Source organism: Terriglobus sp. RCC_193, assembly GCF_041355105.1.
Classification (GTDB): domain Bacteria; phylum Acidobacteriota; class Terriglobia; order Terriglobales; family Acidobacteriaceae; genus Terriglobus.
Genome location: NZ_JBFUPK010000001.1, coordinates 1,495,452 through 1,510,046, shown reverse-complemented (window position 1 = coordinate 1,510,046; position 14,595 = coordinate 1,495,452). Strand labels below are relative to the sequence as shown.

Genomic DNA, 14,595 nt, shown 5'->3' with positions numbered 1-14,595 from the left:
TTGGTGCTGGAATATTGCCATGAGCACTGCAGGCGTTTTTGTGGAACTCGACTCTTCTTTAATTGCGCGGCTGGATCAGTTGGCGATGGATGAAGAACGCAATCGTAGTTCACTGATTTCAGATGCTCTTACGCAGTTCCTAAACGTCAGGGAATATCACCTGGCGTGTGTGCAGGAGGGGATTCGTCAGGCTGACGCAGGCATGCTGACGCCTATGGACGATGCACTGGAACAGGTAAGAAAGCGTATTGCGCAACGGTGAGTGTCACTTTAACGGAGTTTGCGCAAGACACACTTGTTGCCGCCTACAATTTTGTTTATGACAGCAATCCGCAAAATGCGGAACTGGTTCTTGATCGTATCTATGGGATCCTGAGACTTTTGAGAGACAGGAAGTTCATGGGCGAGAGAGGCCCCATTCCCGGGACAAGAAGATACCTCGTCCCTAAGACTTCAATCTTTGTGGTTTACAGGGATGTGGGCGACGACGTACAGATACTCGCGTTTCTCCATAAGTCTCAGCGCTGGCCGCATATTCCTGTGCCGTAAGTTGCTCATTTCTTCAGCATCGGATGGATCAAGTTGAAGATGTTCTTTGCCACCTGCTTGCAGCCCTGTGCTGTGGGGTGGATACCGTCTGCCTGAATACTGCCGGGAACGCCGTAGACATCCTGCAGAACGAACGGTAACAGCGGCACAGAATACTTCTTTGCGAGGACTGTGTAGGTCTCGTTGAAATCCTTGATGTACGGCGCGCTGTACTGTGGCGGCAGTGTGATGCCGGCAAGTGCAATCTGCGTGCCCGTGTGGGTGAGGCGGCCAAGAATATCGTCGAGGTTCTGACGTGAATTGGTTACGGGAATGCCACGAAGGCCGTCGTTGCCTCCAAACTCCACCACCGTGATTGCGGGCTTCATCGCGAGAACACGGTCGATCCGCGCCAGTGCGTCTTTGGTGGTGTCGCCGCTGATGCCCATGTTGACCACACGATAGCGATAGCCGGCCTTATCCAGCTCACGCTGAAGGTCTGCGGGATAGCTGCTATCCACGTCAACGCCCAGGCCTGCTGTGAGGCTGTCGCCAAAGCAGGCGATCACAGGGCGGCCATCGTCCACATCGTTCGAGGAATCTACAACCGCGTCAGATTTCAATTCCATGGAAGCTGTTGGTGTCGCGCCGCCGTCTTTGCTGCCGCTGGCCAGATCGTGATGTTTGGGTTCGCAACCTGCCAGCAGGAACATTGCAGCTACGGCAAACGTACACATTAGTGTGAAGGGGGAACGCTGTATCATCGACCTCAACTCCGGCTCTCCGTTGTTGCAAACCATAGCAGATTACGCCCGAAAGCGAGTAACCACCTGACTCCGACGACTGTAGCCTCCAGTATCCGCGTGGACGATCTTCGCAAATCCATTCGCAACGGATCTCGTACGGTTGAGATTCTTCGCGGCATTTCGTTCGATGTTGCCGCAGGCGAGTTCGTCGCCATTGTGGGTTCGTCCGGTTCGGGAAAAAGCACATTGCTCGGGTTGCTCGCTGGGTTGGACACGCCAACCTCAGGCAACGTGATCCTGAATGGCACGGCGATCAGTTATCTGCCGGAAGACAAACTTGCAGAGGTGCGCGGGAAGTTGATTGGTTTCGTCTTTCAGAGCTATCAACTGATTCCTACGCTTACGGCTCTTGAGAACGTGTTGCTGCCGCACGAGTTGAATGCACCGGCGAACGAGCAGAAGGCTGGCCGTGAACGTGCGATGGAATTACTGCGTGCCGTTGGACTTGGTGAGCGTGCGGAGCATTATCCTGTTCAGCTTTCCGGTGGAGAGCAGCAACGTGTGGCGTTGGCGCGTGCGTTTATCCTGCGACCACCCATTGTGCTGGCCGACGAACCAACGGGGAACCTCGATTCAAAGAATGGAGCCCATGTGATGGACCTGCTGCTGGATCTGAACCAGCGCGAAGGGACAACGCTGGTGCTGGTGACGCATGATCCTGCCGTGGCTGCACATGCCACGCGTGTGTTGACGGTGCGCGATGGGGAAGTGATTGCGGATGAACGCAAGTCCGCGGAGCAGGTGTAACCGGTGGCCGCGCTCTCCTGGACGACGGCAGCACGCATTGCATCGCGCGAACTGCGTGCTTCACGCGGCAAATTTCTGTTTGTCATTTTGTCGGTAGCGATTGGTGTTGCGGCGTTGACGGGCGTTCGTGGATTCTCCACGGCGTTTCGCCAGACGCTGATGGTGCGTGCGCGTTCCATCCTGGCGGGCGATCTTGCAGCACGCACATTTCAGCAGCCGAGCGATACGCAACAGAAGCAACTGGATGCGTTGACCGCAAGCGGCACACAGATGACATCGGTCACGGAGATGGCCGCCATGGCCACTGCCGAACATTCGCTGGATCCATTGCTGGTGGCGCTGAAGGCCATTGATCCTGCGAAGTATCCGTTCTATGGCACTGTCGATCTGCAGCCAGCCATGCCGTTGCGGCAGGCGATTGGTGGGGAGAACGTTGCAGTCGGCGATGACCTGTTGATTCGTTTGAAGCTGCATGTGGGCGACCGCATTCAGCTTGGCGATGCCACGTTGCGCATTGCTGCAGTTGTTCTCGGTGAGCCGGACAGACTCTCCGGATCGTTTGCCGCGGGGCCGCGCATCCTGTTATCGCAGAATCAACTGGAACAGACACATCTGCTGGCGGCGGGATCGCGTGCGGGCCAGCGCTATCTTTTTATGTTGCCGAAGCGTGATGACCGCGCTGTAGCAAAGTTAAAGACGACATTGGAAGGCATTCTGCCCGAGGCTCAGATTACGGATTATCGTGAGACGAATCCGGCCATCACGATGGCGCTGGATCGTGCAACGGGTGTGTTGTCGCTGGTTTCGCTGGTGGCGCTGGTGCTGGGCGCTGTCGGAGTCGCCATGGCCATGCGCACGCATCTGCTGGAGCGTATGGACTCCATCGCCATCATGAAGTCGCTCGGTGCGCGGTCTGCGCATGTGCTTCGCATTTACCTGGTGCAGACGGTGCTGCTGGGGTTGATTGGTGGCGCGGTTGGTGTGGCGTTGGGTGTTGGCGTGCAACTTGTGTTGCCGTTGCTACTGGCGAAGCTGCTGGGGATCACACCGGAACTACACATCGCGGCTTCCGCAATCGTCGCAGGACTGGCCACAGGTCTGCTCACTACACTGCTATTTACGATGCCGCCGTTGCTGGATATTCGCGGCGTTCGGCCCATTCTGATTTTGCGGCGCAACGTGGACGATGTGCAGGAGAAGGGAACAGCGGCAAACCTTTTCGCCAAAATCAAAGCGTCTTTTGCGCAGGTGGTTGCGGGTGCTTTGATTCTGCTTGGCATTACGCTCATTGCGACGACGTTGTCAGATTCAAAAGTGGTGGGGCAGGTCTTTACGATAGGGCTGGCCGGTGTGCTCGTGGTGCTGCTGATCGCATCGTCGGTAGTGCTGGCATTGCTGCGGCGATTCCTGAAGAGCACGCGTGCTTCTTTGCAGCCTGTGGTGCGACATGGTTTGGCGAACCTCTATCGTCCGGGCAATCCTTCCGCGGCTTTGCTGGCAGCTGTGGGACTGGGAGTGATGCAGATTGCCAGCGTGTTTTTTCTTTCGCAGGCACTGGTGAAGGAACTGAAGCTATCCACGCGGCCCACGTTGCCGAATGTCTTTCTCATTGATGTTGCGCCGACCGAAGTGCAAGGTGTGACGGCGCTGCTGAAGTCACAGCCCGGTGTTCATGGCGAGCCGGAGATGTTACCCGTGGTGGCCTCGCGCATTATTGCAGTGGATGGAGTGAAGGCTTCGGAGTTGAAGCTGGAGAACTTTCCCAAGCGGATGTTGCAATCCATCTCGTTGACGTGGGTGGACGAAATGCCGCCGGGGACGAAGGTGGTACGCGGAACCTTCTGGCATAGTGGCGACCCGCATTCGCAGGTGGCGATTGGACAACGGATGTCAGAGCGTTTGCATGTGCAGCTTGGGTCGCACATCCTCTTTGGTGCACCGGGCGATCCCGATCATCCCATCAACGCGGAGGTCACGGCCATCATCAAGTCCGATGGTCAACATGCATGGTCGCGCTCGGAGTTTCTGCTGCCAAAGTCTGCGCTGGCTGGGCTGCCGGTGGTGTATTACGGCGGTGCACATGCCGATCCCGATCGTGTTGGCGAACTCCAACGCGCGTTGTTTGCGAAGTATCCCACGGTTACAGTGATCAACGTAGCGCAGGCAATGGAGACGCTGCGAGGCGTGCTGTTGCAGGTGTCGCTGGTGGTGCAGTTTCTTGCAGGATTTTCCATCTTCGCAGGGCTCGTCATTCTTGCGAGCGCCATTGCGGGAACGCGCTATCGGCGCATCCGTGAAGTGGTGGTGTTGAAGACGCTTGGCGCAACGCGGTCGCGCATTGCCGCAATCTTCTCCATTGAATTTGCAACGCTTGGCCTGATCGCCGGGTTGGTGGGACTGGTGTTCGCAAACCTCACCGTTCGCGTGGTGCTGTCACGGCTTGATCTGGACTATCACTTCCTGGGATGGATCAACGCGCTTGCGCTCATCGCCGTGATGGCGCTGACCGTACTGACGGGATGGCTCGCAAGTTATCGTGTCCTTGGCCAGAAACCGCTTGAGGTTCTTCGCGAGGAGTAGCGTCTATCTCCAGCCGAGTGCGGGTGCCACGTGGGTCAGAATCGATTCCATAACGTGTACGTTGTACTCCACGCCAAGTTGGTTTGGCACGGTGAGCAGCAACGTATCTGCTTCCGCAATCGCTTCATCCTGACGCAGTTGCTCTACTAATTTTTGTGGCTCGGCGGCGTAGCTGCGGCCAAATACTGCGCGGGTGGATGCGTCCAGAAAGCCGATTTTGTCCTGCGAGTTGCTGTCGTGCCCGAAGTAGGCGCGATCCAGATCGTTGGTCAAGGCAAAGATGCTACGGCTGACGGAGACGCGCGGCGTGCGAGTATGCCCGGCCTGCTTCCATGCCTCGCGATAAGCACGAATCTGCTTTGCCTGTTGGATGTGAAATGGCTCGCCTGTCTCATCGAACTTGAGGGTTGAGCTTTGCAGATTCATTCCCAGCTTCGCGGCCCATATGGCGGTGGCGTTGGTCGCAGCGCCCCACCAGATGCGTTCACCCAAGGTTTCCGAGAAGGGCTCCAGCCGCAGCAGTCCTGGCGGGTTGGGGAACATGGGCCGAGGGTTGGGCTGGGCAAAACCTTCTCCGCGCAAAAGCTCCAGAAGGACTTCGGTGTGGCGACGTCCCATGGCTGCGTCGTCTTCGCCTTCCTTCGGCTGATAACCGAAGTGGCGCCATCCGTCGATGACCTGTTCCGGCGATCCACGGCTGATGCCTAGCTGTAATCGCGAACCGGAAATGAGATCGGCTGCGCTTGCATCCTCCAGCATGTAGTGCGGATTTTCATAGCGCATGTCGATAACGGCGGTGCCGATTTCGATGTTGCGCGTGCGTGCTCCAACCGCAGCCAGAAGAGGGAAGGGCGACGAGAGCTGCCGCGCAAAATGATGCACGCGGAAGTAAGCGCCATCCATGCCGATGCGTTCGGCTTCCACCGCCAGATCGATGGATTGCAACAGAACATCCGCAGCAGAGCGCGTTTGGGATTGAGGCGAAGGCGTCCAGTGGCCAAAGGAAAGAAAGCCAATCTTTTTCATGCTGACTCCGCATGTGAGTCTACTAGGAAGAAGAGATGTTTGATTGCCCCAGAGATTCATGAACCCGAAAAAAGCAGATTTTATAAGAGACTTGCAAGCAGTACCAAAGGCTCTTGCGATCAATGATGGTGCACTATCGACGTCAGCAGCACGGAGAGGCCGTTCCAGACAATGTGGACTCAACACAACAATGGTGGTGAACAGACCAGGGTGTCTTAACACGGTGGCTGTCCTGTCGCCGCCTGAGAATCGGGCACTGAGGTCAACAGGACGACGAGGGTGATTATTTTTGTATAGAGATCAACTTCTGCAACCTAAGCGACTTCGATGAGGTAAGACGTGCATCGGCCATTGCTCCCAATAACTCGAGGGCAGCGGTGTGCTCCTCCGAGCTTCGACTGCAGGAGCAGTCGGAAGGAATGTAAATATCGAAACCGCGCATGTTTGCATCATGAGCCGTGGCACTAATGCAACTGCTCGACGTGAGGCCGGTGAGTATCAGCGTCTCCACCTGCAGGTGTTGCAGGAGGACCTCCAGCGGCGTCATGTAGAACGCAGAATGCATGGGCTTAAGGACGAAGTAATCTTCGCTGTCCGGCAATAGAGGACGAACGAAGTCTTTACCCTTGCCTTCCAGGCATCTCCCCATCAACACTTCTTTCTCGCTGCGCCAATCACCGAAGTTGTCGTTGACGTACAACACGGGAATGCCAAGTGATCGGGCACGTCCTTTGAGTCTCACCAAAGCGTCACGGATGGTAAGAGCATTCTGCAGGGTTGCATCTCCATCCGGAAAATTGAATGTCGTGAGCACATCAATGATGAGGAGCGCCACAGGCACGGGCGAAGGGCGTGTCTGAGCGTGCTTTCGAGATTTCATGCCAGTCCTTCTTCAAACTCCTGAGCGATAGCCACTAAGAGAATGATTTCGCGCCTTCTTCGGCTACTGCCTGATCCTGCTTGCCCATGCCGCCACTGACGCCGATGGCACCCACGATTTTCTCATCCCTCTTCAGAGGAATACCGCCTGCAAAGATCATGACTCGACCGTGATTTGACGTGTGAATCCCGAAGAACTGATCGTCTGGCTGAGAGAGTTCGCTGAGTGCTTTGGTTTCGATGTCAAATGCACGAGCAGTCCAGGCTTTGTTGATCGCGATGTCGATGGACCCCAACCACGCGTTTTCCATTCGTTGAAAGAGGAGAAGGTTTCCACCAGCATCGACGATGGCGATGTTCATCGGCATGCCAATCTCATGGGCTTTGCTCTCAGCAGCGGCAACAACGGTTTTAGCTTCAGCGAGTGTGATGCTCATCGTGTGTCTCTCCTTATTCAATGCAGCGTTTCGAGGTAGAGGGCAATCGTTCTTGCATCGTCGGATGTCACATGCATCTCCGGCATGGCGCTCCTGGGATGTATCTGCTGTGGATGTTGAATCCAGAGCATGAGGTTTTCCGGTGTGTTCGAAGTGACTCCGGCTATGGTGGTTCTGTTCCCCATGCGGTTTAGCGGTGGGCTTACCGCTGCCGCCGCCCCTGCAACACCGGGAATCACGTGGCAGGAGGTGCATCCGTAGTCGCGCATTTTCGGAGCCGCCACTGCGCGTTCTATAGGCGAAGTTGTATAGGCTTCACATCCCATAAGCAATGTGAGGATCGGAAGCGCGAAGAGGGAATTTCTCATTGCGTCCCTCCTATCGTGATCTCACTCATACTCGTATGTTTGTGCCGCTCTTCGGCGCTCTCAATCCAACGAGCAAACAATGCGACTCCGATCACAATGAATACGATGCCGGACGGGACCCACATGAGCAGCCCGCCGAGCTGCTGATCCTGCAATGGCGTCAGATGCCACGCGGTGGTCCGGTCGGCATAGATGGGATACCAGATCACGGTGGAGAACGTTAATAGCGATCCGAGGGCACTGCAGTGAATCGCAGTCCCGAAGGTGTAAAGCGTGGCCGCACCATAGCTCATTGATGAACGCCCAGCGCCGAAGAGAGCGGACCAGAAGATCAGTCCTGTAAAGAAAAAGCAGAGGTGCTGCAGCGCGTGCACAACGTCCGAGGTGACACTTGCCTGGTAGAGAAATGGAATGTGCCATCCCCAAAGTGCAACAGCATGGAGCAACCATGAGGCTAATGGTCCAGTGGCTAACGCCAAAATTGGATGCCGTTCCATGCCAGACACAAGGCCACCTATTGTTCGTCGAGCCGCGGAAGGCAGCGCATAGAGGAGAGTCACCGAAGGGTGCGATGCTGCGATGAGTGGTGCGGCGACAAGGATGAGAATCTCATGTTGCAGCATGTGTGCACTGAAGAGAGAGTCTCCAAGCTGATGCAGCGGAGATACCAGCGCCGCGATAAGCGAAAGCCATCCTGCCCAGAAGGCTGCATGACGCCACCGGAGCATAGTATGGCGCCCTCTTCGCACACTTCCTGCCAGGTACCATGCCGCGCATAGGACCAACGGAATTGTGATGTTAAGCTCCCAGGTCCAATGCCTGAGAGTCCACAGATCGCTTGGACTGGGCAGCGCTTCTCCACCTTCTACGGGATGAAAGAAGAATGCAGCAACATGGATGTGGTGAGGCAGGATCATAGATCACACGCCCCCATCAGCATCGTTGCGAAGGAACCTGCGACCACCAGCAGGGCGAATCCCGCAGCGAACCAGAGTGAAAGTTTACGAAGGAAGAGTCGCGTGATGCGGAGGTCTTTGGATGAATCGTCAAACTCCGTTTCAATCCGTTGTTTCAATTTCAAAACCAGAAGCGCACTGATGCCACAGAGCATCAGGCAGAAGAGATTCACCAGAAGGACAAGGTGACGATTGTGCACGTTGCAGTCGTAGTTACTGACCATGTAGCCGACAACCGTATTGATGCCTCCAGCAAACGGCGGTAGAAGCAAGGCCGCCCACAAGCGAAGGTTCAAACCTTCATCTTTGTTGGATGGGAGTATTCCCAATAGGCCGGGCATGGTTAGCTCCTCAACCATCGGGGCGCCCAGTAGAGCACCAGGTAGATGGGTATCCACGTGAGTATGACGAAGTACCAGTAACTTGCATTTTCTTCGGCGTCGACAAAGCGCTTTCCTTCAATGTGTGGCGAGAAAAAGAGTGTCGTGAGCACAATCGTCTCGACCCAATCTGTAAGCAGATGCGCGATATGCAGGCCCATCAATAGCCACACCACAGAGCCGTATGCGCTCTGCGACCAGTCGCAGTTAAGATGCCGCAGCTCAAAGTAACGAATGATAAGGTTAAGCGCTCCAAATCCAATCGCTAGACCGAGACCGATTCTCACTGCCCGCAGATCACCTTGATGGGCGTGACGGCGATACCACTCCGTTGGCAATGCGCTCAACAGAAACACACCTGTGTTCAGGCTTCCCCACAACAGATCCGGAGGAGGAACGCCCGGTGGCCAGTTCTGCGACCTGGAGTGCAGATAGAAGTAGCTGGCAATGACAAGAGCAAACACGCCCCCCTCAATTGCCATCATCCCAATCGTTCCCCACCACGTCATGCTCCTGGCTGCAAACGTGACATCAGGGAGCGAGGCAACATTGAGAGAGCGCCGGTGTTGCATTAGCTCTGTTCCCATATATTCCTCCTCGCGCGTCGTTGCGATTCTTCACGCGTGGGCCAGAACCAGCCAATGAGGGCAATCGCCAGCGGGATCGCACCAATGGAAACAGCGATCGGCCTGAAGATACTGCCGATGAAGAGTGCCGTCGTAACGACTGCAGCTATGAATGGCCAAGCTGTCGGGCCGGGCATCTCATCACGGCCCTCTGGTTCGGCATCCAGTATGCGTGTGGTGACAATTTCGCGAACATCTTCGTGCATGCCACTGACCACAGGTTGATCCGGCAGCGCGTCCCACAGTGGCTCGCTTCCATTGACTGTCGGCATGTTCAGGAAGTTGTAGGTTGCAGGCGGAGATGCGGTGGCCCACTCCAATCCGCCTGCCTGCCACGGGTTTGCGGGCGCCATCTCACCGCGTCGTAACGAATGCCATACGTTGTACAGGAACACGGCGACACCGAGAAACAGGAAGATGTATCCCACGGATTCAATCTGATTCAACGCAGTCCAACCGGCGTCAGCAGGGTAGGTATAGACGCGACGCGGCATGCCGCGAAGGCCCAGGATATGCATGGGAAAGAACGTGATGTTGAAACCGATGGTGAAGAGCCAGAAGCTCCAAAGCCCGAGCATTTCACTGAGCATGCGGCCCGTCAACTTGGGGAACCAATACGCGAATGCGCCAAACATAGGGAATACGGCGCCGCCAATCAGCACGTAGTGGAAGTGCGCGACAACGAAGTAGGTGTCATGCACCTGCAGATCTACGGGAACGGAGGCGACGAAGATTCCCGTCATGCCACCAATGATGAAAACGAAGAAAAAGCCGAGTACCCACCACATGGGTGTTTTCAAAACAACTTTTCCCGTAAGGATGGTGGCAAGCCAACAGAATATCTGTGTTCCCGCCGGAATGGCGATCATCATGCTGGCTGCGGTGAAGAAACCTTCACTCATCTGCGGGATGCCCGTGGCAAACATGTGATGAACCCACAGGCCAAAAGCGATGAATCCAGTGGCAATGAGCGAAAGAACGAGCGCCATGTAACCGAAGACGTGTCGGCGTGAGAATGTTGCGGCAATCGTAGAGACAATGGCCGTGCCGGGGATGAAGATGATGTAGACCTCTGGATGGCCAAACCACCAAAAGAGATGTTGGAACAGAAGCACGTCTCCACCCACGGCAGGATTGAAGAATTGTGTCGAGGCTGTCCTATCCAGCAAAAGCATGGTGCTTGCTACGACTACTCCTGGCATAGCGAAGATGACCATGAATGATGTCACAACCTCTCCCCACACGAATATGGGTATCCGGTTAAGAGACATGCCCGGAGCGCGCAGTTTGAAAACGGTAACGATGACCTCTACGGCAACACAAAGGCCGGAAATTTCTGTAAAGGTGATGAGTTGTGCCCATATGTCGGCTCGCTTACCGGGAGCATAGTCAGGGCCAGAGAGTGGAACGTATGAGAACCATCCGCGGTCTGGTCCGGAGTTAACAAAGAAAAATGCGAACAGCATCAACCCCGCGAAGAGGAAAAGGTAGTAGCTGAAGGCGTTGAGGCGCGGGAAGGCGATGTTTCGCGTGCCGACCATCAGTGGCACAAAATATACGGAAAGGGCTTCGAACATCATAGGCACGGCAAACAGGAACATCATCACGCTGCCATGCATGGTGAAGACCTGGTTGTAGAGATCGGGGCTCATGATGTGTGCTTCTGGAAACGCAAGCTGGAGCCTCATAGCGCCAGCAAGCAAACCTGCGGCCAGAAAGAAACCAAAGGCCGTGACCATGTAGCGCTTCCCGATTGTGGTGTGATGTACGGCTTTGAACCACCCTAAAAATCCGGATGGCTCTGCCCAGACCTTCGCTAACTGCGCTGCGCGTTCCGCATCACTTGTGGTGGTGTAGGACTCTTCTGCGATAACCACATGCTGTTCGTTCATCGCAGTGTCTCCAGATACGCAAGCAAATCGTTGAGGTCCTGGCCGGGCATGGGATTCGGAGGCATGCGAACTCCAGGCTTAATGCTTTGCGCGTTCAGTATCCATCCGGCCATGTTGCCGGGCGTGTTCTTCAATGTTCCTGCCGCGATCATGGAGCGGCTGGCAACGTGCGTAAGATCGGGCCCGACCGTTGAGCCTGCAGTAGTCCCTCGGATGGTGTGACACATCATGCAAGGATGATTGAGAAACACATCACGTCCATGTATGGTTTGCGGAGTTGTGGGTTCGGGTGCAGCGCTAAGTTGTTGCACGTACCAACGATCGAAATCCGCTCGGCTTTGGGCAACGATATCGAAAGCCATATGCGCATGTTGCAGGCCACAAAACTCCGCGCATTGGCCTCGCCACGTGCCCGGCTGATCCACTTCGAGCGTCAAGTCGTTCTCATAGCCAGGGATCAGATCCTTTTTGCCGTGAATGTTGGGGGCCCAAAAACTATGGATCACATCCCGCGAGGTTGCGTGGATTGTGACAACTGAACCAACCGGTACGTGAATTTCATTTGCTGTGCGGACCATACGGAAAGGCTGCTCATCCATGGGGTATTCCACTTCCCACCACCATTGATGGCCGTAAACGTCAATCTTCAGCGATTGAGCATTCGCCAGCACGGCAGTGCGATGACTTGTGATGAAGCTGGAAATCATCATCACAAAAAGAAGAACGACCGTTGCGCCGATTGCGCCGCCAACAATATACGTAGCCTTGCGATCTACATCCGGATCTTCAACCAGCGTATGCGGAACGAAGCCTTCTCGAGCGTGGTTGCGAAGGACCCCAAAGAAGAGAACAGCGATGACGATCAGGTACACGGCTGACGTGATGCCAAAGATCAGTACAAGATTGTGCTCAATGTGGCGTGCTTGTATCCCGGCGGGATTCAGTGGAGATTGATGGCTCGAAAAGAAGAGGAGCGCTGTTGCCCGAAGGTTCATCGCTGCGGCTCCGTGATAACGGGCTGTGGATGCTCTGCTCCGGGGTGCTCCTTTGGACGAGATTGTTCAGGAACCACCATTGGCATGTGATCTGAGCGTGAAGGTGCAACGTCGGACGGAAGCTGCCCGCTCATGGAACGCACATAGGCGGCAATTTCCCACACTTGATAGTCGGGTATCTTGCCCGCGAAACTCGGCATTCCGTTGGGTCTGCCTTGCACAATGGTGGAGTGGATCTGTTCCAGGGAGCTGCCGTAGATCCATTCCGAATCCATCAGAGCGGGACCGATTGCGCCTCCGCCGTTTGCGTGGCAACCCACGCAGTTATAAGCCTGGTACAGGCGCTTGCCTTCGCCAACGGCATACGCACTTTCTGCAATTGCATTGGGACGATTACCCGGAGGCGGTGAAGTACCGGCGCCTACCTCTGTCAGCGGTGTCGCCCCTGCTGGCTGCGATGCAGCGCTGCCCGGATCGAAGATACGCTGCTCACGTTTGCAGGCACACAACGAAACCAGTAGAGCAAAGGCAAAGAACTCACGGGAGCGAAAAGACATATAACGTCCCTCCCGCTGTGACTTCATTGCGGATGTTCGGCAATGCCTTACCCCATCCATTGCCTGCTGTGCCGTCACGGGTATCGAGCTTCGCCGCTACGATGGACCCTGGCCATCCGCCAATCCCGGAGAGCACGGCAATGTATTGTTTTCCATCCGGCCCACGATAGGTGATGGGCTGTCCGATGACGCCTGAGTCCGTTTTGAATTGCCACAGGATAGTGCCGGTCTTTGCGTCTGCGGCCTTGAACCACCCATCCATGGTCCCAAAGAAGACAAGGCCTCCTGCGGTGGAAACAGTACCGCTCCAGATGGGATATTTATCCTTGATAACCCATGCCGGTTTTCCTGCAATGGGGTCCCACGCCGTCAATTCGCCCATGTGCCCACCTGGTCCGGAGTAATACTGTACTGACGCTCCGATGTAGGGTGTCCCCGGAATGTAGTTCGCTGCCATAAGCTCCTCATCCATGCACATGTTCTGGTGTGGGATGTAAAGCAGTCCGGTTTGGGGTGAAAAGGACGAGGGTTGCCAATCCTTTGCGCCCGGCGCTACCGGGCAGATGTTACGCACTACCTGTCCAACTCTTGGAGCCTTGTCAGGAATATGTTGCAGAGCGCCCGTTTTTAGATCCACTCCACTTGTGGTGTTGATGAACGCATATGGGTTCGCGGACAGCACCTGTCCTGAGGCGCGATCAATCGTGTAGAGATACCCATTGCGGTCCGGTCGCAGTAAGACCTTTCTCGTGGTGCCATTCAATGGGAGATCCACCAGGACGTCTTCATTCACGCCATCCCAGTCGTAAAGATCATGAGGAGACATCTGGTAAAACCACACTGCTTCGCCGGTGTCGGCATCGCGAGCAAACATACCAGCAGTCCACTTGTTGTCGCCGGGACGCTGCACATAGTTCCAGGGTCCAGGATTCGCCGTACCGTAATAGATGAGATTCAGAGTGGGATCATAGGAAAGGAATCCCCATACCGTACCTCCGCCTGTCTTCCATGCATCGGGCGGCCATGTCTTAACTCCCAGGTCGGAACCTTTGTCGTTTGCGTAGAAAGGCTTGAACCGCGGCCCGATGCGGACCTCGCTATCAGGCCCGGTACTGTAGGCCTTCCACAAGAGCTTGCCATCTTTCGCATCCAGCGATGCAAGCCATCCACGCACACCAAACTCGCCGCCTGAGTTGCCGATATAAACGTGGTCATGGACGACCATAGGAGCCATGGTGATGGTCTCGCCCTTCGTGAAGTCAGCGAGTCGGGTCTTCCATAGCTCCTTCCCGGATTCTGCGTCGAGGGCAATGGTGTACCCATCCAGCGTGCTGAAAATGATCTTGCCGTTATCAAACACAGCGCCGCGTGTTACGGAATCACAACACGCCTCGCCCTTGGAAGAAGGGGATGGATGTGGTTCGTATTTCCATTTGATAGGCGCACCCGGCTTTGTTAGATCCAGGGCATACAGGATGTTTGGCCAAGGTGTCGCGAGATACATCGTTTTGTTCGCAACAATAGGCGCGGCTTCCTGTCCGTGCGCTACCCCGGTAGAAAACGTGAATGCTACACGTAGCCGCGAGACGTTATTGGAATTGATCTGATCGAGCTGGCTATAGCGGCGATTGGCAAAGTCCTTCGTCGCGCGGTGCCACTCGCCATCGTCGGAATCATTGATTTGTGCGATGGGCCTTACCTGTCCAGCCGCTAGATTTTGAACAGGGGAAGGTTTCGTATGGCAGCCACACGAGAGAAGACATACCCCAGTCAGGTATGTCGCACAGCGAATACGAAAAGACAACGTCATCATTCCAG

General features: G+C 55.5%; 16 protein-coding genes. 4 read left to right on the top strand and 12 right to left on the bottom strand.

Annotated elements, in window-relative coordinates:
• Positions 1-19: 19 nt before the first annotated feature.
• Both AB6729_RS06340 and AB6729_RS06335 read left to right on the top strand, forming a co-directional pair.
• A complete protein-coding gene (locus AB6729_RS06340; protein ID WP_371080731.1) occupies positions 20-262 on the top strand; it encodes a CopG family ribbon-helix-helix protein in 243 nt (80 codons plus the stop codon).
• Complete coding sequence (locus AB6729_RS06335) at positions 259-549, top strand: type II toxin-antitoxin system RelE/ParE family toxin (protein ID WP_371080730.1); 291 nt, start codon at positions 259-261, stop codon at positions 547-549. Before AB6729_RS06340 ends, AB6729_RS06335 begins: the two co-directional genes overlap by 4 nt.
• 5 nt (positions 550-554) lie before the next feature.
• Here AB6729_RS06335 and AB6729_RS06330 read toward each other — a convergent pair whose 3' ends face one another.
• Positions 555-1,292: an arylesterase gene (locus AB6729_RS06330; RefSeq protein WP_371080729.1), complete on the bottom strand. Its 738-nt coding sequence runs from the start codon at positions 1,290-1,292 to the stop codon at positions 555-557.
• A 99-nt stretch (positions 1,293-1,391) separates the two neighbouring features.
• Between AB6729_RS06330 and AB6729_RS06325 the strand changes: the two genes are divergently transcribed.
• Entirely contained in the window at positions 1,392-2,081 is a 690-nt protein-coding gene (locus AB6729_RS06325; RefSeq protein ID WP_371080728.1) for an ABC transporter ATP-binding protein, read from the top strand.
• A gap of 3 nt (positions 2,082-2,084) precedes the next feature.
• Positions 2,085-4,661, top strand: a complete 2,577-nt coding sequence (locus tag AB6729_RS06320) for an ABC transporter permease (protein ID WP_371080727.1) — start codon at positions 2,085-2,087, stop codon at positions 4,659-4,661.
• A gap of 3 nt (positions 4,662-4,664) precedes the next feature.
• On the opposite strand, the gene AB6729_RS06315 is transcribed toward AB6729_RS06320, so the two are convergent.
• From AB6729_RS06315 to AB6729_RS06265, 11 genes are all read right to left on the bottom strand, one after another.
• Positions 4,665-5,687 carry an LLM class flavin-dependent oxidoreductase gene (locus AB6729_RS06315; protein WP_371080726.1) on the bottom strand — a complete coding sequence of 341 codons (1,023 nt, stop codon included), beginning with the start codon at positions 5,685-5,687 and terminating at the stop codon, positions 4,665-4,667.
• A 283-nt stretch (positions 5,688-5,970) separates the two neighbouring features.
• Positions 5,971-6,567, bottom strand: coding sequence for a cysteine hydrolase family protein (locus tag AB6729_RS06310; protein WP_371080725.1), 597 nt, complete (start codon positions 6,565-6,567; stop codon positions 5,971-5,973).
• A 34-nt stretch (positions 6,568-6,601) separates the two neighbouring features.
• Entirely contained in the window at positions 6,602-7,003 is a 402-nt protein-coding gene (locus AB6729_RS06305; protein ID WP_371080724.1) for a heme-binding protein, read from the bottom strand.
• A gap of 17 nt (positions 7,004-7,020) precedes the next feature.
• A complete protein-coding gene (locus tag AB6729_RS06300) occupies positions 7,021-7,371 on the bottom strand; it encodes a cytochrome c family protein (protein ID WP_371080723.1) in 351 nt (116 codons plus the stop codon).
• On the bottom strand, positions 7,368-8,288 hold the full coding sequence (locus tag AB6729_RS06295; RefSeq protein ID WP_371080722.1) for a cytochrome c oxidase assembly protein: 921 nt from the start codon (positions 8,286-8,288) through the stop codon (positions 7,368-7,370). Before AB6729_RS06295 ends, AB6729_RS06300 begins: the two co-directional genes overlap by 4 nt.
• A complete protein-coding gene (locus AB6729_RS06290) occupies positions 8,285-8,623 on the bottom strand; it encodes a hypothetical protein (RefSeq protein ID WP_371080721.1) in 339 nt (112 codons plus the stop codon). Before AB6729_RS06290 ends, AB6729_RS06295 begins: the two co-directional genes overlap by 4 nt.
• A gap of 47 nt (positions 8,624-8,670) precedes the next feature.
• Positions 8,671-9,294, bottom strand: a complete 624-nt coding sequence (locus AB6729_RS06285; RefSeq protein ID WP_371080720.1) for a cytochrome c oxidase subunit 3 — start codon at positions 9,292-9,294, stop codon at positions 8,671-8,673.
• Entirely contained in the window at positions 9,279-11,225 is a 1,947-nt protein-coding gene (ctaD, locus tag AB6729_RS06280; protein WP_371080719.1) for a cytochrome c oxidase subunit I, read from the bottom strand. Before ctaD ends, AB6729_RS06285 begins: the two co-directional genes overlap by 16 nt.
• Positions 11,222-12,220, bottom strand: coding sequence for a cytochrome c oxidase subunit II (gene coxB, locus AB6729_RS06275; protein ID WP_371080718.1), 999 nt, complete (start codon positions 12,218-12,220; stop codon positions 11,222-11,224). Before coxB ends, ctaD begins: the two co-directional genes overlap by 4 nt.
• The gene (locus AB6729_RS06270) at positions 12,217-12,777 is read right to left on the bottom strand and encodes a cytochrome c (RefSeq protein WP_371080717.1); all 561 of its coding nucleotides are present in this window, start codon (positions 12,775-12,777) and stop codon (positions 12,217-12,219) included. Before AB6729_RS06270 ends, coxB begins: the two co-directional genes overlap by 4 nt.
• Positions 12,758-14,587, bottom strand: coding sequence for a PQQ-dependent dehydrogenase, methanol/ethanol family (locus AB6729_RS06265; protein WP_371081195.1), 1,830 nt, complete (start codon positions 14,585-14,587; stop codon positions 12,758-12,760). Before AB6729_RS06265 ends, AB6729_RS06270 begins: the two co-directional genes overlap by 20 nt.
• Between the last annotated feature and the right edge of the window lie 8 nt (positions 14,588-14,595).

Bases quoted from the DNA above. Each gene is read 5' to 3' on its own strand.
- AB6729_RS06300 (WP_371080723.1), bottom strand. From the start codon at position 7,371: ATGAGAAATTCCCTCTTCGCGCTTCCGATCCTCACATTGCTTATGGGA.
- coxB (WP_371080718.1), bottom strand. From the start codon at position 12,220: ATGAACCTTCGGGCAACAGCGCTCCTCTTCTTTTCGAGCCATCAATCT.
- AB6729_RS06295 (WP_371080722.1), bottom strand. From the start codon at position 8,288: ATGATCCTGCCTCACCACATCCATGTTGCTGCATTCTTCTTTCATCCC.
- AB6729_RS06265 (WP_371081195.1), bottom strand. From the start codon at position 14,587: ATGACGTTGTCTTTTCGTATTCGCTGTGCGACATACCTGACTGGGGTA.
- ctaD (WP_371080719.1), bottom strand. From the start codon at position 11,225: ATGAACGAACAGCATGTGGTTATCGCAGAAGAGTCCTACACCACCACA.
- AB6729_RS06330 (WP_371080729.1), bottom strand. From the start codon at position 1,292: ATGATACAGCGTTCCCCCTTCACACTAATGTGTACGTTTGCCGTAGCT.
- AB6729_RS06315 (WP_371080726.1), bottom strand. From the start codon at position 5,687: ATGAAAAAGATTGGCTTTCTTTCCTTTGGCCACTGGACGCCTTCGCCT.
- AB6729_RS06305 (WP_371080724.1), bottom strand. From the start codon at position 7,003: ATGAGCATCACACTCGCTGAAGCTAAAACCGTTGTTGCCGCTGCTGAG.
- AB6729_RS06310 (WP_371080725.1), bottom strand. From the start codon at position 6,567: ATGAAATCTCGAAAGCACGCTCAGACACGCCCTTCGCCCGTGCCTGTG.
- AB6729_RS06340 (WP_371080731.1), top strand. From the start codon at position 20: ATGAGCACTGCAGGCGTTTTTGTGGAACTCGACTCTTCTTTAATTGCG.
- AB6729_RS06270 (WP_371080717.1), bottom strand. From the start codon at position 12,777: ATGTCTTTTCGCTCCCGTGAGTTCTTTGCCTTTGCTCTACTGGTTTCG.
- AB6729_RS06285 (WP_371080720.1), bottom strand. From the start codon at position 9,294: ATGGGAACAGAGCTAATGCAACACCGGCGCTCTCTCAATGTTGCCTCG.